The following is a 25551-nucleotide window of genomic DNA, read 5'->3' as shown; positions in this document are numbered from 1 at the left end:
GCGCTGCAATATTAAACAATTATTTTACGGCTATTTATTATACCAAGATAGGCATCACAAGTATGAAAGACGGGTTACTATGATAACTAGCAATAAACCAACTATTTTACTAATATTAAAAGCGTTAGAAGGGCGCGGTGCAGAACGTATGGTCACGACATTGGCGCGTGCCTATATAGATATGGATTATGATGTCCATGTGCTTTGCCTAGAAGATACGACAGATATGTGCTTAGATGCTCACGTGCATTACCACATCGTCCCTTATAATCAGCCGCTTTTTAATATAGAAACTGAGCAAGCCACCGCTTATAAACAGGTTGCAGCGCGCATTGATGAATATGTACTAAAAAATATCGGAACACCTAAATTAATCTTGGCCAATATTTACAAGGTTAATTGGATTATGGCATATAGTAAGCTACCAAATATAGTGAACGTATTGCACACCGCAGTGTCCAAACAGTTTCAAGAAAAGCTAGCAACTATACCTGCTCAAACCATAAGTCATTTAAAAGTGGTTTATGGTGCTCATCCGTGCAGTTGTGTCAGTGAAGGCGCATGCCAAGATTTATTGGCATTAATAGGTAACTTAAATAGAACCACGACAATTTATAACCCATGCGATGTCAGTCAAATTCAGCAATTGGCCAGTGAACATTTTCATATTGAAGAGTTTGGCTTGACTGATAAAGGTTATATTATTCATGTCGCTTCGTTTGACGCTATGAAAGGTCATCGTGATTTACTGCAGGCCTATGCCAAAACAGAGCGCAGACTACCATTGGTTTTGGTAGGTAAAGGTCGACTTGAAGATGAAATAAAACAATTAGCGATTGAGTTAAAAATTGAGGATAAAGTATATTTTTTAGGCTTTCATGCCAATCCTTATCCGTTGATTGCGGGAGCCGCACTGCTCGTCATGACCTCTAAGTATGAGGGCTTTGGTTATGTTATCGTCGAAGCGCAAGCCTTAAATATACCTGTTATCAGTACGGATTGCCCCTTTGGTCCAAGAGAGCTGTTACCACAGAAAAACTTAGTTGCTATTGATGATATCGAAGGGTTGGCAGCGCTAATAAGTCAGGCATTAGATAATGCGAATCAATTTATAACGCCGTTAAATCAGCAGCTATTACCAAAACATATTGCACAGCAGTATTTAGATTTTTCGCTATCAATAGTAAATGATATTAACTAAAGTCGAAAAGTGATTTAGAGATAGGAGAGTGATTGGTAACACGCGTGCCATATTGTTGATAGGTTTTGGCTAATAAATTAAATGACGGTACAATAGTATTGCTGATGACATTATTTAGCGTCGTGGGCGCACTACGCTCTCTATCTTCATAAAAACGCGGCTCGTTACTATTAAGTAGATCAACACCATATAAATGCAGTGCGTTTGCACCACGGGAGAAAGCCAGCTGCGTTGCTACATAAGCCACTGTTCCAGCTTCTACAAAGCCGTAGGTGATGTCTAAGGACAACCCGATAGGTGATGGCTGATGATAGCTATCGATAACAAATTTAGCATGCTTAGCAAATGCTGATAGTGGCGTTTTTCTATTGAGCGCTTGGTATCGTGACTCCTTACCTAACAGCAAAAGACTAAATTCTGAATCATTTCCTTTAACACCCCACGGTCTGTCAACAAGATAGATAATACGCATCTTATGATGATATTTTTTTATGATTTCAGGGTGGGCGCTGACCAATGCTTCTAATACTGCCAAGGTGGCATATAAGGGCTGACCGGTGTAGTATTTATTTAATATATCGGGCTGATGGAGGATAAAACGTGCATCACTAATGACATAACCGACGACTTTGGTAAAGCTATACTGAGCGGTGAGACTAATACTACCATTAATAAAAATCGTGGCTGTATCTAGTAAAGGTATAAAATCTACCTCAGCAATAGAAGGACCTGAAGCAATGATATTGACAGCTTGTCGGTCAAGGTTTTGTTGATTTTCTTTTGCGTTAAATGCGTGAATAGGGAACGGCTGATTACCAACCTCAAACTCAATCATAGGAGGTAATCCCAATTTCAGCTCCAGATATTTTAAAGTAATGATGGTTTGATGATTAAATTATATCCAATATTCTTTGAGCCAAGGGCTCGGCTTCACATGACGATACCATTTACCGCCACCCCCTGCTATCGCGTCTGGCGGATTAATCTCACCATGGAAAATAACGATTTTAGCATCATTTGGCAGAGTAGGTGCCCGTACTAGATTAAAAGGAATAGGTGCAATACACTGATATTTAAAACTCACGCACCAGTCTTTGTTCCAATACTCTAAATGATGATGCTCACGTAAATAATTGGACAGATACGCTTGCTCATGGCGAACTTGCTGACGAATGCTGTCGAAGTTGCGCTCAAAATTTGCGAGCAAATCAGGATAAGTATTCATACCGATATTGAAGCGGTATACCGAGCTATTGCCAATCATACGCCACGGTTTTTTCCAGTCACGAATGATGACGACGCTGTCTTCATGCTCAGCTTTATAAGTGAAAAAGCCGTCGATATTATCAACGATAACGATATCAATATCTAAAAATAATGCAACGCCTTTTAAATCGTAAAGCTCGGGCTTAAAAGTCGTGAGCTTTTTCCAGCCACGCTCAGGTCCTGCAGGTAGATTGAGCTCAGGGATAGGGTGGCAGATAACAGCAGGATCGATACCAGTACTGTCATCGGTTAAGCAAACCATCTGAAAATCTAAAGTTAGGTTACGATGCACCATGTTATAAAGACGGTTGACATATTCAGCACCATATTTATCACCCCATTTCATACAAATAATATAACGCTGATCAGAGTTTTTACTGTCTGTTGGCGTTTGATTGGTTGGTAAATTTTGATTCATGTCAGTTGCCATAGTGCACTCATATTTATATAAATAAGGGGCTAACTTTTAAAAAATTGATAAAAAACACTAAAATTGAGAGTCTATCAGTAGCGTACGGATTTCACTGTATCGATTTTATTTATTATCGACACTAGGATGATGTGCGCGAATAAATGCGGCTAGATTGGCTTCATCAGTGTTATAAGGGTTGTCTATCATAGGGATATGCTTAAAGCGTCGATAACCCCACATATAATGACTGTAATTGTCTTCAATCATACGTTGCATTGCTAGATTGAGTGCATAAGCTGCCGTTTCAGTATTGCGATCATATAATGCTGGGTCATCGAGTTTATAGCAATAAATATCAAAGCCATGCCCGTCGTCGCGGCGAATACATGCCAATCCGACCAGTGCGCATTTGGTTTTACTAGCAAGTTTGGAGGCGAGGGTACTGGTCAACGTTTCAATGCCAAAAAAAGGCACGATGATACCGCCTGATGGGTCAGGAACGTGGTCAGGTAAGACAATACTAAAACCACCTTGTTTGAGTGTTTTAAATACTGCTTTTACACCGCTACCATCCGTCGGTACTAATGTCGCATTGAGGCGGGCACGACCTTGCAATATAAAATTGTTGGTAATGTCACCTTTTACGGGCTTATACATGATGGTTGGCGAGCCAAATTGATTGAGCCAAGCATTCATCATCTCCCACGTACCCAAATGCGGTACGATCGCGAGCATGCCGTTAGGACTAGCAAGTCCATCAAGTAAGATGTCTTTATTATGAACGTCACGAATTTGAGCAATACTCCAATCAGGTGGCATCGCCCAGCTTTTGATTGACTCAATGCTGGTTAAACATTGATGATAGATAATCTCTTTGGTTAAGGCTTGTTTTTGCAGGTGAGATAACATAGGGGCAATCAGTGCCATGTTGATTTTAACCGTGCGCATGATACTAGCGCTTGGCATCCTTAAGATTATCCACGCAACAAAACGTGCCAGCATCTGCAAGACAGACAGTGGCACGATTTTGAAAATATGATACGGATTCATGACCATTCACACAGTAATGAATCACGTAACAGGCACTGTAAAAAATAGCTTCGCATGATCAGACTATTTATTCAGCAGACTTACTGGTGTCAGCTTGTACTTTTTCACGGACACGGATACCAAGCTCACGTAGCTGCTTGGTATTTACCTCAGCCGGTGCTTGGGTCAATGGACATTCAGCAGTTTTGGTTTTTGGGAAGGCAATCACGTCACGGATAGAGCTTGCGCCTACCATAAGCATGATTAAGCGATCCAAACCAAATGCCAAGCCACCATGTGGCGGCGCGCCAAATTTTAACGCATCAAGCAAGAAGCCAAATTTGTCTTCTGCTTCCTGATCATCAATACCCAATGCTTCAAATACGGCTGTTTGCATCTCAAGCGTGTTGATACGTAAACTACCACCACCCACTTCAGTACCGTTTAATACCATATCATAAGCGATAGAAAGGGCAGATTCAGGATTGGTTTTTAATTCTTCAACCGAACCTTTTGGCTTAGTAAATGGATGATGCATTGAGGTCCAGCGACCATCTTCAGTTTCTTCAAACATCGGGAAGTCAGTTACCCAAAGTGGGGCCCACTCACAAGTGGTCATTTCTAAATCTAAACCAATCTTTTGACGTAGGGCGCCGATGGCATCATTGACTACACTGGCTTTATCCGCACCAAAGAAGATAATATCGTTGCTTTCTGCACCAGTACGCTCAATCAGGCTTACCAATACATCATCAGTCATATTCTTAATGATAGGAGACTGTAGACCAGATTCTTTATCCACGCCGTTATTGATGTTGCTGGCATCGTTGACTTTAATATAAGCCAGACCACGTGCACCATAGATACCAACGAACTTGGTATAAGCATCGATTTGTTTACGGCTTAATGAAGCACCGCCTGGTATACGTAGGGCAGCAACACGACCTTTAGGATCGTTAGCAGGACCGGCAAACACTTTAAAATCAACGTCTTTCATTAAGTCTGCAACGTCAATCAATTTAAGCGGAATACGTAGGTCAGGCTTGTCTGAGGCATAATCACGCATGGCTTCAGCATAAGTCATACGTGGGAACTGTTCAAATTCAACGTCCATCATCGTCTTAAAGACATGCTTAATCAGACCTTCGTTGATATTCATGATTTCTTCTTCATTTAAGAAAGAAGTCTCAATATCGACTTGGGTAAATTCAGGCTGACGATCCGCACGTAAATCTTCATCACGGAAGCACTTAGCGATTTGATAATAGCGGTCAAAACCTGCGACCATCAATAACTGTTTAAACAGCTGTGGCGACTGCGGTAAGGCAAAGAAGTTACCCGGACGCGTACGTGAAGGCACAAGATAATCACGAGCACCTTCTGGCGTTGCACGAGTCAAGATAGGGGTTTCTACGTCTAAAAAGCCATGATCATCCAAATAACGACGAATCGCTGAGGTGGCTTTCGCACGGAATACCATACGATCTTGCATTTGTGGACGGCGCATATCAAGATAGCGATATTTGAGACGCAAATCTTCTGATACCGTACTTTTCTCATCATTCAATGGGAATGGCGGGGTTTCAGATTTTGCCAGCACTTCAATTTCTTTGGCCAACAGCTCGATATGACCACTGGTCATATTTGCGTTTTCAGTGCCCGCGTAGCGTTGACGGACACGACCTGTAATTTTTATTACATATTCAGGACGTACCGCATCAGCAATAGCGAACGCTTCTGGGGTATCAGGATCGACAACGACCTGCAAGATACCAGCGCGGTCACGCATGTCTAAGAAAATCACGCCACCGTGATCGCGACGACGATGTACCCAGCCTACGACACTAATGGTTTGCTCAATTAAGCTTTCGGTTACGGCTCCGCAATATTCGTCTCGGTATTCGCTATGCGTCATAATATAATTATCCAGTTGTCAGCCCAATTCGAAATACAATAATGCAGCCATCGTTACGCTTCTTTTAGATAATAACTAGTTTAGTTAAAAGAAGCGCAAACAACGCGATTAAGACAAATAGTCATCACGTTGGCTACAGAAAATTTGGTGTAAACGTATATTATGCCTAATCTGCCTTTGTTATACAACCGAATCAGCCCAATCAAAGCTCAGTAAAGATGGCTATAAGCCGTATTTATGCCGTAACAATTGCATTAGGTTAAATATTGTTCCTCTGCTTGAAAAGATAAGCGCGCGTGCGCATATCAGCCTAACTTATAAAATTACACTAAGACCGTCTTAATCATTTAAGGAATCGCACTCATGCTTTTTAATCCCTCTAAAAACCCTGTTGAGCTAAGAGTTATCCATCTGAATAAAAACCAAGAGCAACGCCGTGAAGACCTGATGGAGGCGACTCAAGGTAAAGCTGCCCTCAAACAATTCAAAAAAACACTGGCTAAAAAAGCAAAACAAGCCCTAAAAGCGAAAACCAAAAATAAGAAAAAAAATAGTGATAGCAAGCAACAAGTTTTTGTACTCGACTTTGATGGCGATATCAAAGCCACTGCTGTTAAACACCTGCGTGAAGAGATTAGCACACTTATCAGCACGGCGAATAAAGGCGATGAAGTGGTGGTGCGTCTAGAGTCTGGTGGGGGCGTAGTACACGGTTATGGTTTAGCCGCCGCACAATTGGCTCGTCTGAAAGATGCCGGTTTGAAACTCACCGTCTGCGTTGATAAGGTTGCAGCTAGTGGTGGCTATATGATGGCCTGCGTAGCGGACAATATTGTGGCGGCGCCATTTGCCATTATTGGCTCTATCGGTGTGGTATCACAACTGCCCAATTTTCATAAATGGCTCAAAAACCATGATGTCGATTATGAGATGTTTACGGCTGGTGATTACAAACGTACCGTGACTGTATTTGGTGAAAATGACGACGAAGATCGTGCCAAATATCAAGAAGAGCTAGAGCAAACCCATGAGTTATTTAAGCACTTTGTCAATCGTTATCGCGGTATGCTTGATGTAGATAAAGTTGCAACAGGCGAGCATTGGTATGGTGAAGATGCGCTGCATTTGAACTTGGTAGATAAATTACAGACATCAGACAGTTATCTATTAGAGCGTATGGAAAACAACGAAGTGTACGCGCTGCATTCACGTCAAAAGCCAACACTGGCAGAAAAGCTAGGGCTATCACAAGCTGCAGAAGCGACCATCAGCATGGCGGTTGATAAGCTGCCAGAGGCACTAGCACGATTTGACCTTAATAGTCGTTTAAATATCTTAAAGTAGTTTTAAGTATTAAGAGGCTAGTGCATAGCTGATCTTTAAAGTTCTAACCTTAATTTGTGCATTGTTTGTATTTTGTAAAAGGCGTGTCCTAACGGGTCGCGCCTTTTTGCTGTTTAAAAATAATTGCTGTGTTATAAATGGTAAATACGATACAGAGTTTACGTACGTACACTATGAAGTTTTTTATAAAAATGTGATTGAGATAATTAATAAGGATAGGGAAATCATTATGTCTAGCAATGCCTTAATGTTTACAGCAACAGAACATGGTCAAGCCATGCATGCCCAAGTACAAGCATTTATCGAAACCCTTATTGAGCCCATTGAAGCGCAATTTTGGGCAGACTGTCATCAGCAAAATCCTGATGGTAATTGGAAAAATTGGCAGTGGCCAGAAAAGTATGAGAGCTTACGTAAGCAAGCACGTGAAGCTGGCCTGTGGAATTTATTTTTGCCGGATGACATCCTAGGTGCTGGCCTTTCGGTTACCGATTATGCACCGATTGCAGAGTTGACAGGTCGCAGTTTATTAGCGCCTTACGTGTTTAACTGCAATGCCCCTGATAGTGGCAATATGGAGCTGTTGTGGCGTTATGGTACACAAGAGCAGCAAGATAAGTGGCTGACGCCAATCTTGGAAGGTAAAACGCGTTCGGTATTTTGTATGACTGAGCCTGAGGTGGCATCCAGTGATGCGACCAACATGCAGGCGACTGCGGTTGTCGATGGCGATGAGATTATTATCAATGGTAGTAAATGGTGGTCGTCCGGTCTTGGCGACCCAGCAGTTGATATTTTGATTGTGATGGCATACACCCCTGATGAAACTAAAGACCGTCATCATCAGCATTCGATGGTATTGGTTCCAGCAAAAACTGCAGGCTTCAATATCGAGCGCATGCTAAAAGTATTTGGCGATTATGATGCGCCGCATGGTCATGGTGAAGTCAGCTTTAATGATGTACGTGTACCCGTTAGCCACTTTATCGGTGGCCCAGGTATGGGCTTTGAGATTGCGCAAGGTCGCCTAGGACCAGGTCGCATTCATCATTGCATGCGTTGTATTGGGGCCGCTGAAAAGTCGCTAGAGCTGGCCGTAAAACGCGGTATGGAGCGTACGGCTTTTGGTAAGCCATTACTACAACTAGGTGGTAACTTTGAGCGTATTGCTGAAGCACGTATTAAGATTGACCAAGCCCGTTTGCTGACTCTATACGCCGCGCAGAAAATGGACGGCCAAGGTACCAAAGCAGCACTCACAGAAATCTCTGCCATTAAAGTCGTTGCACCAACCGTGCTACAAGAAGTGGTTGATATGGCGATTCAAATCTATGGTGGTATGGGCGTTTGCCAAGATACGATGCTGCCGAGTTTCTTTGCTCAAGCACGAGCGCTGCGCTTAGCCGATGGTCCTGATGAAGTGCATAAAACCATGATTGCTAAGTTAGAATTAAAGCGTCAAGGTTTTAGCCGTTCGTCGAAACCTGCTAAATCTTAAGGTAACTTAGATTTGTATCTATAACTAATACAAAACAAGCTCAATGGCGACCATAACTATAAATCATTTGATAGTGGATTCTTCACCCCTAAATAATCAATAAAAATAACTGACCACACGATAAGGAACATCTTATGGCAACTGCTAATCAGAGCAATACTACGGATAAAGAAGTAGCTAATAAAATATTAGATAAAGGTGGCGAGGTTCGTGAGGGCGAAGAGCTTGACGCCAAAGCGGTTAGTAACTGGCTACGCGCCCAAGGAATCGATGTAGCAGGCGAGCCAATGGTTACTCAATTCTCGGGTGGTGCATCAAACTGGACTTACCGTTTGCAATATGAAGGCGAAGGTAACGCTGAAAGTAAAAGCCAAGATTTAATATTACGCCGTCCGCCAAAAGGCACTAAAGCCAAATCAGCACATGATATGGTGCGCGAATACACTGTCCAAAAATCCTTAAAGGATGCTTATCCTTACGTACCTAAAATGGTCGCGCTATGTACGGATGAGTCCGTCATCGGTGCCGATTTCTATGTCATGGAGCGTATGGAAGGTATCATTCCTCGTGCTAATTTGCCAAAAGGGATTGATTTAAACGAAGAGCAAACGCGTGCATTATGTACCAATGTTATCGATGCTTTAGTTGAGCTGCACCAAGTAGATTATAAAGCGCATCCTGATTTAGTGAATCTTGGGCGTGGCGAAGGTTATTGCGAGCGCCAAGTAACAGGTTGGGATAAGCGTTATGTCAAAGCCAAAACACCTAATGTCCCAAGTTTTGCATTGGTACGTCAATGGCTTGGTAAGCATACGCCTGCTGATAGTAAGACTTGCTTGATTCACAATGATTGGCGTTTTGACAACGTCATTTTAGATGCCGCAGATCCAACTAAGGTTATCGGTGTACTTGATTGGGAAATGGCGACCTTGGGTGATCCTTTGATGGATTTGGGTAGCGCCTTGGCTTACTGGATTGAAGAAGATGACAACATCATTATGCAGCAGTCACGCCGTCAGCCCACGCATTTAAAAGGCATGATGACCCGTGATGAAGTGGTGGATTACTATCTTAAACAATCAGGTTTAGAGATAGATAATTGGACGTTTTATGAGGTGTTTGGTTTATTCCGTCTAGCGGGTATCGTGCAGCAAATTTACTATCGCTATTATAATAAACAAACAACCAATCCGGCGTTTAAGAATTTTTGGCTTATCGTTCATGTATTGCATGCAAAATCTCTGAAGTCGATAGCACAGTATGAAGGTGAGGCGTTATTTAACACTCATGTGCAGCCGCATTTGCAAGATATGGGCGTCGATGCTGCCACCATTGAGCAATTACCAGCGCCTGTACAAAAAGTTATTAAAGGTATTTTACCGAAAGGCTATTTTGCTAAGTCGCCGCAATCAACAGCTGAGTAATTTTTTAGCAAGTAAAATGTTTGAAATCAGCATATTGAAACTATGATAAAAGGCAGTATTTTATGACAACCATTCTTCTGGCACGTCATGGCCAGGCATCCTTTGGACAAGAAAATTACGATCAGCTGTCAGAGCTAGGTGGTATCCAAGCGCAAATGCTCGGCCAGCATTATGCAACGACCCAGCGCCGAATCGATGCTATTTTTACGGGGAGTTTGGTCAGGCAACAAGATTCTGCACATCATTTTTGGCAGCGTTATCAGTCATTTGCTGATACCGATAGCTCTAACAAGCCTGCAATCGATATGAGTGCGCCGGATAGCTATGTACTGCCACAATTTGATGAATTTAATCATAAAGATGTTTTTGTTAAATCAGATCCAGCATTCAGCACTCGAGCATCAATTGCAGCTGAGATTGCTAAAGCGGATGTACCGATGACACGTTTGGCTGAGTTATTCGATAACGCGATGCGGCGCTGGCATGGCAGTGATTATGATCAAGATTATATAGAAAGCTGGTCGCAGTTTAATGAGCGAGCTAAGCAAGCGCTTGAGCAAATACGTATACAGATGACAACGCTAAATTTAAATCGTGATAGTACGGTATTGGTATTTACTTCAGGCGGCATTATTGCGGCTATTACCGCGCAGTTATTACAACAAGGCAGTCAGACTGCGTATCAAATCAATAAAAGCTTGGTTAATACGGGCGTGACATCTATTACTTTAAAAGAGCAGAATTCACGTTTACTATCATTAAATGAGTATAGTCATTTATTCGCTGATGGTAAGCGTTTTGTGACATGGCGATAATTCATGATTGGTTGCTAAAACCTTGTTATAGAAAGTCTGTAGTGGCTGGCTACTAGCGCAGATAACACCAAAGCCACATAGACAGTTGGAAGTGTTTACGTTATCTTGAAGTTATCATTGATACATAAGAGAATGTCCATGCAAAATAAATTACTGAGCCTAGTGGCAAAAAAAGCCACCAAAAGTAAAAATCAATTATTTGGCGCGGTTCAACCAGCACGTTATTTAAAAGGTTTAAATAAACAGCAGATTGGTCGTGGCAAAACGGTTTTAATCACGGGTGCCAGCTCAGGGTTGGGCGAGGGCATGGCGAGATTGTTTGCTAAGCTTGGATACAACCTTGCTATTTGTGCGCGTCGTACGGATCGTTTAGAGAGTCTACAAATAGAGCTGATGGCACAATATCCTGATATTCGTATCGAGTATCGAGTGCTAGACGTTAGTGATTATGATGCGATTTTTGAAGTGTTTGATGCCTTCACGGCTGACTTTGGTCATATTGATCGTGTCGTGGTCAATGCAGGCATTGGCGAGAGCCGCCGTATTGGTAAAGGACGCTTTGATACCAACCGCCGTACGGTTGAGGTTAACTTTATTTCGGCGCTCGCACAGTGTGAAGCAGCGATGAGTATCTTTCGCGCACAAAATAGCGGCCATTTGGTCGTGATATCTAGTATGTCAGCGATGCGTGGATTACCTAAGCACTTGACTGCCTATGGTGCGAGTAAGGCAGGCTTGGCACATTTGGCAGAGGGCATCCGTGCTGATATGCTATTGACCAAACTGCCGATCAAAGTCTCTACTATTTATCCAGGCTATATCCGTACTGAAATCAATGAAAATGCCAAGCCATTACCGTTTGAAGTAGATGCAGATACGGGCACCAAATCCATCGTTGCAGCGATTGAAGCTGAGGTTGATGAAGCTTGTGTACCCAGTCTACCATGGTCTATCGTCGGTCAAGCAATGAAGCACTTGCCATTGCAGGTGGTCAATAAAGTCAGTTAGTACAAGCGACATTAATAATATCAAGACCAATAAAAGAATCCCTCTATATGCTGATATAGAGGGATTCTTTTATTGGTCTTGATGTGTACAGATTTTAGAAGTTATAACATTTGAGGGTTATCTGCCATGTGTTTTTCACGCAGTTTTTGACGCAATATTTTACCCACATTACTCTTTGGCAACTCACTCACAAATTCAATATGACGCGGGCATTTGTAGCCAGTCAAATTGTCCAAGGCAAATTCTTTAATATCACTTTTGGTAACATTGTTATCAGCAGGAACGATATAAATTTTGACCGCTTCGCCTTGATGCTCATCAGAAATGCCAATCACTGCGCAATCAATAATACCTTTGCAATCTAGCATAACTGACTCAATCTCATTCGGAAAGACGTTAAATCCTGATACCAAAATCATGTCTTTTTTGCGATCAAGTAAAGTGATATAGCCTTTTTCGTCCATACTAATGATATCACCAGTACGGAAATAACCCTCTTTAGTAAAGTCGTTGGTGTTGTCTTTATTAAAATAGCCTGAGGTGATATTTGGTCCCTTAATGCACATTTCACCAGACTGATTAAAACCTACGGTCTCGCCATTATCATCGACCACAATTACATCGACACTAGGTACAGGAATGCCAATAGTGCCATTGAACTTGCGATCAGTAATGACGTTAGCAGTACCTGCTGCAACCCCTTCAGTCATACCCCAACCCTCAACCATCGGGCAACCAGTGACTTCTAACCAGCGCGCTGCCGTCTGCTCAGTCGCTGCCATACCGCCTGCTTGTGAGATACGTAATGCGCTAAAATCTAGATTTTTAAAGGTTGGTTGATCAAGTAGCCCTTTAAACAAGGTATTGACGGCAGGAAAAATATGGAAGGGCTGTTTTGATAAGGTTTTGACAAATCCAGGCATGTCTCGTGGATTAGGTATTAATATAAAAGTATAACCCGAACGCATACCTAGCAAGCTCAGCATAAAGGCAAATATATGATATAGCGGCAATGCCATGACCATATTGATATATACCTCATTGATTTCAGAAGTAACAGGGCGATACCATGCTTCTGATTGCATGGCAGCAGCGACAACGTTACGCTGGGTTAAAATAGCGCCTTTAGATAGGCCTGTTGTACCGCCGGTATATTGTAAAATAGCTTTTTGTTGCAGTGAGGTTTTTGGTGTTTGAAAAGGCAGGTTTTTGCCTTTTTTAAGCACATCAGGGAATTTGGTAACATTATACTTAGGGTCATTCAGGTTGTACTTAGGCACTAAGCGTTTGACCTGACGAATAACAGTATTGACCAAAATACCCTTTAGCCCCATCATATCGCCCATTTTCGATAGGACAATACGTTTGATGTTCGTCTCTTCAATGACTTGCTCAAGTGCTTGAGCAAAGTTATCGACGACAAAAATAACCTGAGCGCCTGAATCATTGAGTTGATGACGTAGCTCACGACCAGTATATAGTGGGTTGATAGGGGTGCAAACATAGCCGGCGCGCAATATACCGATCATGGTTGGCAAGTATTGCGGCACGTTTGGCATCATGACTGCCACTACGCTACCTTTGGGGATATCTTGTGCTTGCAACCAAGCAGCGACAGCAAGAGACGCTTTGTCCACGTCTCCATAAGTATGAGAAACGCCCATACAGATGGTCATAGGATGCATACGGAAGCGGTCAAAACACTCTTCATACAACTCGATGAGACTTTCATACTGATCAGGATTAATAGTCTTGGGTACGTTTGCTGGATATTGAGCAAGCCAAGGTTTATCTGTTGTCATACTAAGCGTCCTTAAATTTGCGATCAGTTAAGGCTCTATACAAAAGTAGTCACATCCATGTCAACAATACGAGTCATCGCCAGTTAGGCAGTGGATTGTCGAGTGCTATCCCATTTATTCACAAACTGCTAAAATACGGCGGCCTTTATACAAGGTGATTGAACTAAAAATTCATTTAACCACACAGAAAACTCATCTGAATGGATTAAATGGCTGGTTTGTAATTATTTTTGAAAAATGTACTGCTGTTTAAGGTCAATTAATTGACCTCAGTTAAATATATTACTGACTCAATGTTATAAACAATAGCGTAACATATTTTGGCAATACATTAACATAAGTGTAATTGAGTAAGTTATTGCTATAAAAGAACTTGAGAGTTTGTCGTTATACTTGATATATTGAAAAATATATGTTGCAACTAAGAATAGTGAAGCGATTGCAGAGATAAGATAGTATATTAAAAATGCTAATAAAGTTTAAAATTGATCGATGGTATGGTTAATAAAAAAGCGCCTTGCATCTAATGCAAGGCGCTCTTGACAATTAAAAGACCGCTTTAATTATAGTTGAGGATTGTCTATCAGATGCTTCTCGCGAAGTTTTTGACGTAATACTTTACCGACGTTACTTTTTGGTAGCTCAGTAACAAACTCGATATGACGTGGACATTTATAACCAGTCATATTGTCTAAAGCGAACTCTTTAATAGAGTTTTTGGTGACATTATTATCAGCAGGGACAACATAGATTTTGACCGCTTCACCTTGATTCTCATCAGGGATACCGATGACAGCACAATCGATAATGCCGTCACAATCAAGCATGACCGACTCGATCTCATTTGGAAATACATTAAATCCTGACACCAAAATCATGTCTTTTTTACGGTCTAATAGTCTAAAGTAGCCTTTCTCGTCCATGCTGACGATATCGCCAGTGCGGAAGTAGCCATCTTTGGTAAAGTCATCACTACTGTCTCTATTTAGGTAACCTGAGGTAACGTTAGGTCCTTTGACACACATCTCGCCTGCTTGATTGGCACCGACAGGGTTGCCCTCGTCATCGATAATAATGACATCAACACTAGGGACAGGGACGCCAATCGTACCATTAAACTTGCGATCAGTGATGACGTTGGCAGTACCAACAGCAACCCCTTCCGTCATTCCCCAACCCTCAATCATAGCGCAGCCTGTCGTCTCAAGCCAGCGTCTTGCTGTTTGCTCAGTCGCTGCCATACCGCCTGCTTGTGAGATGCGTAGTGAGCTAAAATCTAGGTTTTTAAAGTTCGGATTGTCGAGTAAGCCTTTAAATAAGGTATTGACCGCAGGGAAAATATGGAAGGGCTGTTTTGATAACGTCTTAATAAAGCCTGGTATATCACGCGGGTTAGGAACCAATATAAAAGTGTAACCTGCACGCATACCCAGTGAGCTCAGCATAAAGGCAAAAATATGATACAGCGGCAGTGCCATCACCATATTGATATATACCTCATTAATCTCTGAGGTAATAGGGCGAGTCCAAGCTTCTGACTGCATCGCGCCTGCGACAATATTACGCTGAGATAAAATAGCGCCTTTAGACAGCCCTGTTGTGCCACCTGTATATTGCAAAAAGGCGGTTTGACTCAAAGACAGTTTTGGCTTTTGGAACGGCAGGTTTTTGCCTTTCTTGAGCACATCAGGGAACTTAGTGACGTCGTATTTTGGGTCATTCAGATTATACTTGGGTACCAAGCGTTTGACCTGACGGATAATGGTGTTGACCAAAATACCTTTTAGACCCATCATATCGCCCATTTTTGATAGGACAATGTGTTTGATATGGGTTTCTTCAATAACCTGCTCAAGTGCTTGAGCAAAGTTATCGACGACAAAAATAACCTGAGCGCCAGAGTCATTCAATTGATGGCGTAGCTCGCGGCCAGTATACAGAGGATTTACGGGTGTACAGATATAACCAGCCCGCAAAATACCAATCATCGTTGGCAAGTATTGCGGCACGTTTGGCATCATAAGCGCGACTACGCTACCTTGAGGCAGACCTTTTGCCTGTAACCATGCAGCAACCGCGATAGAAGCTTTATCGACATCGTCGTAGGTATGAGTAACGCCCATACAGATGGTCATAGGATGCATGCGAAAGCGATCGAAGCACTCTTCATATAGCTCCATGATACTGCTATATTTGTCTGGATCAATCGTCTTTGGCACACCAATAGGGTAATTTGCAAGCCAAGGTTTATTTAGCGTCATAGTCAGCGTCCTTGAAATATGAGAGAGGTTAAATGTTGCTAGCTAAGCAGTCAGATCCTTGTCAATAAAAAAACAGCGCTGACATAAAAGCGATCGCTGAATTTGATAATATCCTTATCTATTGACAGACTGCTGGTGTTATTGGATTATTTGGCATCATTAAATGGTAAAAAATAAGTGTTTGATTAAAAAACTATTTGAGTAATCTTAAAAAATTAGTCGGATTAATTTTTTCTACCAACCATCTACCACATAAAAATAATATATCAAATATATAATGATACATTTAAGCAATACGTTAGCATGAATCTAGGCTAAGGCACTATGATGATAAGAGTACTGCTCAGTACAGGAAATATCCTTATAAATGAATATATAGCAAGGTCTATAGCCAGCTCAATGTAAAAATGATACAGCGAGACTGGAATGAATGTTTTGCAGTCTCTGTCGGCATAGGCATAGCATGCTTCACAGGGGCTACGAAAACTCTATAGCAGTAGAGCTGTATCGGTTTTAAATCAAATCGATTCTATATATCATACAAAAAGAGAAGATGACTAATTGTTGTCGTAGGAAAAACTGATTTTTCTAAAGATATTTAAGAAATCAATTATTATAGAAGCTACTTATTATATTCTGAAATTGCTTGCTCAATAGCAACACGTAATTTTTTTGGCACACGAATAGGGCGCATTGGCGCGGTATTGGTACTGGTTTTATTTGACGCATCATTCTCTATAGCATCCGGTGTGATTTGATTTTGTACACAGGCAACAACGATTTTAGTGCTGCTTAGCAAAACCGCTTTTACATTGTCAGCAGTGTTCTCTTGAGAGTGCTGACGATAAATGCTTTGATAAAATACAATGCTGGCAGGTTTTATCTCAACGTTATCAATGCGTACATTAATGACCTCATCTAATAAAATCGCGCGCTTATATTGCAAGTCCGCTTGAGTGACGACGAAATGCTGAATCTGACCGTCATTGGTCTCCAAGAAATAACCATTTAATCCCAATTGAGTAAACCAATCGCGGCGGCAGTTTTCAAAGAACACTAAGTGATTGGCATGATAGACTATACCGCCAGCATCAGTATGATTGATATAGACATTATAGTTAGTCGCAAATAACGGCGTGATTATGTGAGGTTTTGATACGGCAGTTAGGTTCTTATCAGTTGTTTTTGTCATAATAATGCTCAATATATTTTTAATAATAAGGTGTTATAAGTTGTTTAAATGCCGCTGCTTGATAAGCATCATTTAATAAAAAGTAGGAAAGTCAATAAGAATGGCTTGATAGCATGTTTTGATAAAATGACACGGCAAATAGCCAAGTAATTAGACCAAACAAACACTCTAACTCAAGATATAAAAGGGTGCAACAGCTAGCGCTGTCTATGTCTGTTATCATAACCGTATTTGTTTTATTTTAGATTTATTTATAAGTGCATTTTAAAACTGCATTTACTTATCAAAGCAGTTATTTATATAGGATAGGATAATTTATGACCCGTTTTGTTTGTTTTAATATCAATGGTATCCGAGCTCGTCAACATCAGCTGGAGGCGGTGCGAGATATTATCGATCCTGATGTCATGGGTCTGCAAGAAACCAAGGTGCATGATGAGCAGTTTCCCCTTGAAAATGTAGAAGGCTTGGGCTATCACGTCGAGTATTTTGGACAGAAAGCGCATTACGGTGTGGCATTATTATCGAAAGTTGCACCTATTTTTGTGCAAAAAGGTTTCCCTAGCGAAGATGAAGAGGCGCAAAAACGTTTTATTCATGCGCGTTATGAGTTTGATGGGCGTGAGATTGATGTGCTCAATGGTTATTTTCCACAGGGTGAGAGTCAAGATCATCCGACCAAATTTCCGATGAAACGCGCTTATTATGCTGATTTAATGGCCTATATTGATACGCTAAAAGCAGAAGGGCGCTCGCTAGTGATTATGGGGGATATGAATATTGCCCCAGAAGACATCGATATTGGAATCGGTGAAGTAAATGCTAAGCGTTGGTTGAAAAATAGAAAAACATCCTTCCTACCTGAGGAGCGTGAGTGGTATAGCAATCTTATGTCACGTGAGTTGACTGATACCTACCGTTTGCATTATCCAGAAAGCACCGAATTATACAGCTGGTTTGATTATCGCAGTCGCGGTTTTGATGATGATCCTAAGCGTGGATTGCGTATTGATCATATTTTATGTACGCCTGATCTTGTTGAATGTTGTGTTGATGCGGGTATCAGCTATGAGCTGCGCGCTATGGAAAAACCCTCTGACCATGCGCCTATTTGGACAGCATTTGATTTAAACAAAGTATGATGTTTTTACCATTACGATTAAGGCTTTACAATCAATAAAAATATACCAATATCAATAATTAAGGAGTGAGTGATGGCAGTTGGTAATGTTGCAGTACCTGAGACGATTTATCCTATTGAAGGCATTAAATTAAGCGCTACCGCAGCAGGCGTACGTTATAAAGATCGTGATGATTTGGTAATTATTGAGATCGCAGCTGATGCTGCCACTGCAGTGGTAACGACCAAAAATACATTTTGCGCTGCGCCTGTGCGCGTATTACGTGAACACTTTGCTGCAGCTTCTCCGCGCTATTTGGTGACCAATACTGGTAATGCTAATGCTGGAACCGGTGCTGATGGCAAACGCCGCGCCACAGATATCTGTGCGGCATTGGCTGCTAAAGCTGGCGTGGCTAGTGATACTGTATTGCCATTTTCGACGGGTGTTATTGGGGAGTCATTAAATAGTGAGGCAATTATCGCAGGACTAGACAACGCATTAGCCAATCTAGCGCCTGATAATTGGCTTGCTGCTGCAAATGGTATCCGTACAACGGATACGATTCCAAAGCTCGCGAGTAAAAAAATCGATGTTGATGGTAGTAGTTATCATATTACGGGGATGTCAAAAGGCTCAGGCATGATACGTCCCAATATGGCAACCATGCTTGGCTATGTTGCAACCGATGCCAATATTGCTGCTGACTTATTACAAGAGATGTTAAGTGCTATCAATGAGCAGTCTTTTAACCGTATTACGGTTGATGGTGATACCTCGACCAATGATTGTTGTGTACTGATAGCGACAGGTGCTGCGAGCTCAGATATCATTGATAGCCCTGAGCACCCACATTATCAGCCAATGTTTGATGCGTTAGCTGAAGTCTTTATACGTTTGGCACAACTGATCGTACGTGATGGTGAAGGCGCTACTAAATTTATGACGGTAAAAGTCACAGGTGGCAAAACCACACAAGAATGCTGCGATGTGGCATATGCCGTTGCGCATTCACCCTTGGTTAAAACGGCATTTTTTGCCAGTGATGCCAACTGGGGTCGTATATTAGCAGCCGTCGGTTATGCTGGGATTGAAGACCTTGATACCGAACAAGTCGATGTCTACTTAGACGAAGTTAGGATTTGTCAAAATGGTGGTGTCGCGTCAAACTATACGGAAGAGGCGGGTAAGACGGTCATGAGTCGCCCTGAAATTACCATTCATATCGATCTTGCACGCGGTGATGCCCATGACACCGTTTACACCTGCGATTTATCTTACGACTATGTCAAAATAAATGCGGACTATCGTAGCTAAAAAACCTTAATACTTACTTATAAAAAACGCTCAGAATCATCATGATTCTGAGCGTTTTTTATTTAGTGTTTTAAACTGATATTACTGAAAGTAGGATGTATTTATCGGCAATATCGAAAATATTTATTTACTATTGATTAACAACCGTTGCAAAATCTGACGTTAAGTTACAAAGCAGTTGTAGAGGCGCAGTTACTTTGCGCCCTATACTAGTCGAGTTAATAATAAATGATTAAGTGATATCGAAAAACCGTTTATTCTAAAATGAATAAATCGAGTCCAAACAAATAAAACTATGAATACATTGAGGATTTTATAATGAAAAAGTTAGCATTAGCAGCAGTGATGGCAACGTTTGTTTTATCAGGTTGTTCAACCATGGCAACTGACGATACGCGTACCATGGTCGTTGAAGGTGAACCGGCAGTGGTAAAAGTCATTAATATTCCAAGTTTTAAAATAGAGATAGCCCCACTGAAAGCAGTTTGTGAGCTACAAGCTTCTAATGGTGCCATGATTGAGTCAGAGTGCTTGCAGTATCGCCAAACGTATCAGAAAAACTACACCCCTTTAAATGGTAATATTCAAGGCTTTACGTATGAGCCAAATTATCGTTATGTTTTGGACGTTCGCCAAGAAGCGATGATGGATGAAGTAACGAATGCGGTCAAGCCAGTTTGGATACTGAACCAAGTAGTGTCAAAAAAAGCGGAATAATTGCTTATTAAGTATCTTTTGCAATAAATAGCACTACCGATAATTCAATAGTAGTTAGCTCAAAAAAAGACCTCTAATCATTAGAGGTCTTTTTTATAATAGGATTTATATGTTCTATTGAGTTATAAGCTGCCCAATCATTAGCATTGGCTGTATTTCACACTGACGCCATGAGTGGCAGTCGGTATACGGTTGTCAGCATATACCGCCAATCCACCGCGAGAAGTTTCTTTGTATTTATCTAACATGTCAGCGCCAGTAACTTTCATAGTTTCAATGACTTTGTCTAAAGAGACAAAATGTTGACCATTACCACGACAGGCAAGTCGTGCAGCATTGACTGCTTTGACTGCACCCATCGCATTGCGCTCGATACAAGGGACTTGGACTAAGCCACCAACAGGATCACAGGTCAGACCCAAGTTATGCTCGATACCAATCTCAGCAGCATTAAGACATTTAGCAGGATCTCCGCCTAGGATTTCTGCCAATGCAGACGCCGCCATTGCACAAGCTGAACCGACTTCACCTTGACAGCCCACTTCAGCACCCGATATTGAAGCGTTTTGTTTGATTAAGCTGCCAATTGCTGTGGCATTTAACAAAAATTTGCGCGCGCCATCAAGGCTATAGTTTGATAAAAAATCGCGATAATAATGCATCACTGCAGGAATGATACCTGCGGCGCCGTTGGTAGGAGCAGTGACCACATTGCCGCCATTGGCGTTTTCTTCATTGACTGCCAATGCATATAAATCAATCCAATCCATCGCAACCAGTTTGTCATTTTGCGCAATCGGCTGGTCTTTTTCAGCACATAGTTGCACATATAGTGCTTGAGCGCGGCGTCTTACATCTAATCCACCCGGTAAAATACCGCTGTTTTGGCAGCCACGGGTCACACAATCTTGCATTGACTCCCAAATAGAATCTAAATACGCAAATACTTCTGCCTGCTCACGGTAATGGCATTCGTTTGCTAATACCAGCTCGCTCACGCTCAAGTGATGTTTACGGCATTGTTCTAATAGCTCTGCGGCGCTATCAAAAGGATAAGGAATAACATCGATAGTCGGTGTGGCATTATCTTCATCAGGATTAGTCGCATCTTCTTCATTGATAACAAATCCACCTCCTACGGAATAATAAGTCTGCTGATAATGGCTGCCATTCGCCAAAGACACACGAATAGTCATAGCATTCGGATGATAAGGTAGAACCGTCTCATCATACCAGTGAATATCACGCTCTGTATCAAAAGCAATAACGTGCTCGCCTGCGATATTGAGTTGATTATCTGAAAAGATCGGTGCCAGATATTCACTGTTCAAACGCGTATCGATGGTGCTAGGTGCATGACCAAGTAAGCCCAGTAATATGGCAGTATCTGTAGCATGTCCTTTACCAGTTGCCGCAAGCGAGCCATATAACTCAATCTCTAAAGACTGGATGTCGCTCAGATTGGTTTGCTTTAGGAGTGACTGTACAAACAAGTTAGCCGCTATCATAGGACCAACTGTATGAGAGCTTGATGGGCCAACGCCGATTTTGAATAAATCAAAGACACTAATCATAATAAGTTACCAAAAAATAAAAGGAATTCAGAAAAACCGCATAACAAAGACTGCTGCGCCCATATAAAATTATAATGGGCAACAATAGATAATAAGTATCGATCATCGATAAATTAAGTGCATTGTCTATGAAAATGTTTAAACGTGTTCGTTCGAGTGACGGGTGAATAATAGCTGTTGTTTATTATTAAATTCCGTTATGATGCTCGGCATCAACGCTTATGTAACATCCTGTAAGTTAGCTGTCGCTATAGAATACACGGTATGAGCAGCCAAAGCGTTGAATTTAGTAAAGCATATCTTAGTCAATACAGCTAGCAAAATGTGGTAATACTCTAAAATAATACCTATTATTATGATATTTCCAAACAGCTGATTGGAGATAGAAAAATAGTGTAGAAAAACATAGAAATAAAAAGTATGTTCTTGCGAGATATTAAGATTAAGCAAGACAGACAGTGTGTTAAAAATATCAAAAATAGCTCTGTATTCATACAAGAATCCGTAGTTAGTAAGAGCCAGATTTCATTATTTTTCCATTAACTTTTTATTGTATAGATAGCTATCTCATATAATAGCCACTATTTATAACAGCACTTATAGTAAATAGAGTTATTTGTTATCTCTTTATTTATTCGAGCTATTATTATCCTGTATCGTTAGTGAGTCATTACCAGTCTGTTATTATTAGCTTAAGCCTATAGGACAATCGCGCATGATAACCCCTCCAGAAAACTCGTCTCAATCAACACAGCATAGTCAGAAAGAACCATCAACGCCAAATGCACTAGAAACAGCAGGTATTGATGTTGCAACTGGCTCGGCGACAATGAACTTACCGCACAATCCAGACTTTGATAATGGTCGCTGGTTTCCAACATGGCGTCCATATGGCGGTGATTTGGATCGTGATCCGGTTGGCATTAACGAGTATTTACCGCCCTCAAAAAGCATGCTACTGGGTATACAACATACCTTTGCGATGTTTGGGGCGACAGTGCTTGCGCCATTATTAATGGGCTTTGACCCTAACTTAGCTATTTTGATGTCTGGGATTTGTACGGTGATGTTTTTTGTGATTACCGGTGGACGTATGCCAAGTTATTTGGGATCGAGTTTTGCTTTTATTGGTCCCGTGATTGCCGTGACGGCATATGCTGGCGTAGGGTTTAATGCCAATCTGAATGTTGCATTGGGCGGCATTATGGCCTGTGGTATTATTTATGCATTGATAGGTCTGCTGGTCATGAAGACGGGTACAGGCTGGATTGAGCGCTTGATGCCACCGATTGTTACCGGTGCGATTGTAATGATTATTGGTCTTAATTTAGCGCCCGTAACCATTCAAGGGGTGTCTGCCAACCAATTTGATGCATGGATGGCCACGTTAACGGTATTGCTTATTAGTGGGGTAGCGGTATTTACCCGCGGCATGCTACGTCGTTTGCTGTTATTAGTTGGCTTGATATTGTCTTATATTGCTTATTTTGTGATGACCAATGTATTGGGCTATGGCGTGCCGATTGATTTTAGTAGTGTGTTGACAGCTTCATGGTTTGGGCTGCCAAATATTCATGCGCCGCGTTTTGAGATGAGCGCCATTATATTAATTGCCCCTGTCGCCTTTATTTTAGTTGCTGAAAATTTGGGACATTTTAAAGCGGTAGAAGGCATGACTAAAGCGCGAGTAACGCCTTATATGGGGCGCGCCTTCTTTGCTGATGGCTTAGCGACGACTTTTTCGGCAGGTTTTGGTGGTACAGGTGTGACGACTTATGCAGAAAATATCGGCGTGATGGCGGTCACCAAAGTATATAGTACGACTATTTTTGTCGTAGCAGGTTTGGTTGCTATCATGCTGGGCTTGTCACCGAAATTTGGTGCGATTATTCAAACCATTCCGCCCGCATTATTAGGCGGTGCTTCTATTGTAGTTTTTGGTTTGATTGCTATCGCTGGTGCGAAAATTTGGATAGACAATCATATCGACTTTAGTAAAAACAGCAATCTTATCATCGCAGCAGTCACTGTTATAATGGGAACCGGTAACTTTAGCTTGCATCTAGGCGGCTTTGATTTGGGTGGCATCGGTACGGCTACCTTAACAGCAATTGTGCTTAACGCTCTATTTAATCGCCAAAAAGACTAACTTTTTAACTATCTTAAGCTTCAAATAACTCACTATATTGATAAGCAAAAGCCACAATAATCATTGTGGCTTTTATCTATTATGGCGCTTGTTTATAATCGTTTTTATTCTATACGAGCTTTACTTATAATCACGCTTATAAAACCGTGCAAAAAACCGATAACGGCGTAGGGCGCGTGGTTTAGGCTTTAGCGAACCCAAATAAATGGCAAACATCGTGAGTAACGCACCGCTCCATTGTAGGGTATTGATGGGCTTATCAAGCCAAGTATAATCAATTACCAATGCCGCAACCGGCTCGGTCAATAATAGTAATCCAGTTAATGCTAAAGACAGCTTGGGAATAGAGTAGGCGATAAGCCCCCATGCTAGGCACTGCATGACCGTACCATAAATCAATATCCAGCCAATATCAGACCAGCTATTAGGCAGTATATCACCCATATCAAAGACAAACATTGGCACAATCATTGCCAGCCCGCCCCCAATACTAATCAGCTGCATAAGCATGAATATCGGCGTCGGCTCAGTATCATGGGCCTTACGTATAAAGGTCATTGATGCTGCGAGCATAGCCCCTGACACGATACCAGTAATAAATCCCCAAGTAGCAGCCTTATTTTGGGCAAATTCTGGGCTACCGATCATTGCCACACCCAACATTGCCAAGACCAAGCTGACAAGCTGTAATATAGATTGGCGCTCGTTAAAGTATAGAAAGCCAATGGCTGCCAAAAAGAAAATCTGTAAGCTGTTTAGTAAGGTTGAAATGCCGGGACCCACCGCATAGATACTCTCGTGCCACAGTGCCAAATCCAAACCTAAAAATGCACCCGATAATAAGCCATAAAAAACAGCACGTTTTGAGCGCGGTAGCCGTTGCCCTGTTATTTTTGCTAATACCGCAAACACCACGCCTGAAATAGCCAAGCGCCAAAAAGCCATTGCCCAGCCACCGATGTCAACATGAGCGACGATTAAACTGCCCAAGCCAAAGATCACACAGCCAATAAGCAAGCCAGTAGCAGCGGAGCGTGAAGAGGCAATAGCCATATATTATCCTTATATCATGACAACTTTTATTTCAATTATTGCGTACTATAGTCAATTCCAAATAAAACAGATACGTTATGTTTCAACGCAGTACTGGTATAAATTTTTCTGGCGTGCTGTGCCTACGCCGACAGAGGCTGCGTAAAATTCATCCCAGTCCTACTGTATCGCTTTAATACTGAATTCACTATAAAGACATCATCTTTACCACAAGCCGTATTGTCGATGTTTTGAGCTAAAATTGAAATGGTTTGATATTATTTATTTTTATTTTATAGTGGTATTTTATGACTTTAGAGAATATGAACTTTCTAAGGTTTCATCTAAAGTATAAAGACAAGCTACTGCCAATTAATATCCTTACAGGAATATCATTGGCGTTCTTACTGCGATTTGTTACCCTCATTTCTACTTTTATATTGTAATATCATCAGCTTAAAAAACTAATACCCT

General features: G+C 41.5%; 19 protein-coding genes. 10 read left to right on the top strand and 9 right to left on the bottom strand.

Going from position 1 to position 25551, the window contains the following annotated elements:
- Window positions 1-79 precede the first annotated feature (79 nt).
- Window positions 80-1201, top strand: a complete 1122-nt coding sequence (locus FQ083_RS01000; RefSeq protein WP_149408388.1) for a glycosyltransferase — start codon at window positions 80-82, stop codon at window positions 1199-1201.
- Here the strand turns inward: FQ083_RS01000 and FQ083_RS00995 are convergent.
- The 4 genes from FQ083_RS00995 to aspS all read right to left on the bottom strand — a co-directional run bounded on the left by FQ083_RS00995 (window position 1194) and on the right by aspS (window position 5823).
- Window positions 1194-2036 carry a hypothetical protein gene (locus tag FQ083_RS00995; protein ID WP_149408387.1) on the bottom strand — a complete coding sequence of 281 codons (843 nt, stop codon included), beginning with the start codon at window positions 2034-2036 and terminating at the stop codon, window positions 1194-1196. The two genes, FQ083_RS01000 and FQ083_RS00995, sit on opposite strands and share 8 nt — an antisense overlap.
- 60 nt (window positions 2037-2096) lie before the next feature.
- The gene (locus FQ083_RS00990; RefSeq protein ID WP_149408386.1) at window positions 2097-2897 is read right to left on the bottom strand and encodes a glycosyltransferase; all 801 of its coding nucleotides are present in this window, start codon (window positions 2895-2897) and stop codon (window positions 2097-2099) included.
- Window positions 2898-3002: 105 nt separating this feature from the next.
- A complete protein-coding gene (locus tag FQ083_RS00985; protein WP_149408385.1) occupies window positions 3003-3929 on the bottom strand; it encodes a lysophospholipid acyltransferase family protein in 927 nt (308 codons plus the stop codon).
- Window positions 3930-3996: 67 nt separating this feature from the next.
- Window positions 3997-5823, bottom strand: a complete 1827-nt coding sequence (aspS, locus tag FQ083_RS00980; protein WP_133104246.1) for an aspartate--tRNA ligase — start codon at window positions 5821-5823, stop codon at window positions 3997-3999.
- Between the two features lie 363 nt (window positions 5824-6186).
- Here aspS and sohB point away from each other — a divergent pair, with 363 nt between their 5' ends.
- From sohB to FQ083_RS00955, 5 genes are all read left to right on the top strand, one after another.
- Window positions 6187-7167 (top strand): protease SohB, encoded by a 981-nt coding sequence (sohB, locus tag FQ083_RS00975; RefSeq protein WP_149408384.1) that lies wholly within the window; start codon window positions 6187-6189, stop codon window positions 7165-7167.
- A gap of 247 nt (window positions 7168-7414) precedes the next feature.
- Window positions 7415-8665 (top strand): acyl-CoA dehydrogenase family protein, encoded by a 1251-nt coding sequence (locus FQ083_RS00970; protein ID WP_262880828.1) that lies wholly within the window; start codon window positions 7415-7417, stop codon window positions 8663-8665.
- A 134-nt stretch (window positions 8666-8799) separates the two neighbouring features.
- Window positions 8800-10089, top strand: coding sequence for a phosphotransferase family protein (locus FQ083_RS00965; protein WP_149408382.1), 1290 nt, complete (start codon window positions 8800-8802; stop codon window positions 10087-10089).
- Between the two features lie 62 nt (window positions 10090-10151).
- Window positions 10152-10904, top strand: coding sequence for a histidine phosphatase family protein (locus tag FQ083_RS00960; RefSeq protein WP_149408381.1), 753 nt, complete (start codon window positions 10152-10154; stop codon window positions 10902-10904).
- A 138-nt stretch (window positions 10905-11042) separates the two neighbouring features.
- Window positions 11043-11912 carry an SDR family oxidoreductase gene (locus FQ083_RS00955; protein ID WP_020443390.1) on the top strand — a complete coding sequence of 290 codons (870 nt, stop codon included), beginning with the start codon at window positions 11043-11045 and terminating at the stop codon, window positions 11910-11912.
- Window positions 11913-12013: 101 nt separating this feature from the next.
- Here FQ083_RS00955 and FQ083_RS00950 read toward each other — a convergent pair whose 3' ends face one another.
- The 3 genes from FQ083_RS00950 to FQ083_RS00940 form a co-directional block, all read right to left on the bottom strand.
- Window positions 12014-13714: a long-chain-fatty-acid--CoA ligase gene (locus FQ083_RS00950; RefSeq protein WP_020443391.1), complete on the bottom strand. Its 1701-nt coding sequence runs from the start codon at window positions 13712-13714 to the stop codon at window positions 12014-12016.
- Between the two features lie 563 nt (window positions 13715-14277).
- Window positions 14278-15975 carry an AMP-binding protein gene (locus tag FQ083_RS00945; protein ID WP_149408380.1) on the bottom strand — a complete coding sequence of 566 codons (1698 nt, stop codon included), beginning with the start codon at window positions 15973-15975 and terminating at the stop codon, window positions 14278-14280.
- Between the two features lie 622 nt (window positions 15976-16597).
- Window positions 16598-17167, bottom strand: coding sequence for a thioesterase family protein (locus tag FQ083_RS00940; protein ID WP_149408379.1), 570 nt, complete (start codon window positions 17165-17167; stop codon window positions 16598-16600).
- A 317-nt stretch (window positions 17168-17484) separates the two neighbouring features.
- On the opposite strand from FQ083_RS00940, the gene xthA reads away from it, so the two are divergent.
- The 3 genes from xthA to FQ083_RS00925 all read left to right on the top strand — a co-directional run bounded on the left by xthA (window position 17485) and on the right by FQ083_RS00925 (window position 20322).
- The gene (gene xthA, locus FQ083_RS00935; RefSeq protein WP_149408378.1) at window positions 17485-18309 is read left to right on the top strand and encodes an exodeoxyribonuclease III; all 825 of its coding nucleotides are present in this window, start codon (window positions 17485-17487) and stop codon (window positions 18307-18309) included.
- A gap of 72 nt (window positions 18310-18381) precedes the next feature.
- A complete protein-coding gene (argJ, locus tag FQ083_RS00930) occupies window positions 18382-19605 on the top strand; it encodes a bifunctional glutamate N-acetyltransferase/amino-acid acetyltransferase ArgJ (protein ID WP_149408377.1) in 1224 nt (407 codons plus the stop codon).
- Between the two features lie 318 nt (window positions 19606-19923).
- Window positions 19924-20322, top strand: a complete 399-nt coding sequence (locus tag FQ083_RS00925; RefSeq protein ID WP_020443396.1) for a DUF4377 domain-containing protein — start codon at window positions 19924-19926, stop codon at window positions 20320-20322.
- A 140-nt stretch (window positions 20323-20462) separates the two neighbouring features.
- On the opposite strand, the gene FQ083_RS00920 is transcribed toward FQ083_RS00925, so the two are convergent.
- Entirely contained in the window at window positions 20463-21896 is a 1434-nt protein-coding gene (locus tag FQ083_RS00920; RefSeq protein ID WP_149408376.1) for an L-serine ammonia-lyase, read from the bottom strand.
- A gap of 715 nt (window positions 21897-22611) precedes the next feature.
- Between FQ083_RS00920 and FQ083_RS00915 the strand changes: the two genes are divergently transcribed.
- The gene (locus tag FQ083_RS00915) at window positions 22612-24045 is read left to right on the top strand and encodes a solute carrier family 23 protein (RefSeq protein ID WP_149408375.1); all 1434 of its coding nucleotides are present in this window, start codon (window positions 22612-22614) and stop codon (window positions 24043-24045) included.
- A 120-nt stretch (window positions 24046-24165) separates the two neighbouring features.
- Here the strand turns inward: FQ083_RS00915 and FQ083_RS00910 are convergent, their stop codons facing one another.
- A complete protein-coding gene (locus FQ083_RS00910) occupies window positions 24166-25098 on the bottom strand; it encodes a DMT family transporter (RefSeq protein WP_149408374.1) in 933 nt (310 codons plus the stop codon).
- Window positions 25099-25551 lie beyond the last annotated feature (453 nt).

This window comes from Psychrobacter sp. ANT_H59 (assembly GCF_008369225.1).
Lineage (GTDB): Bacteria > Pseudomonadota > Gammaproteobacteria > Pseudomonadales > Moraxellaceae > Psychrobacter > Psychrobacter cryohalolentis.
This window is presented reverse-complemented; position numbering and strand designations above follow the sequence as displayed.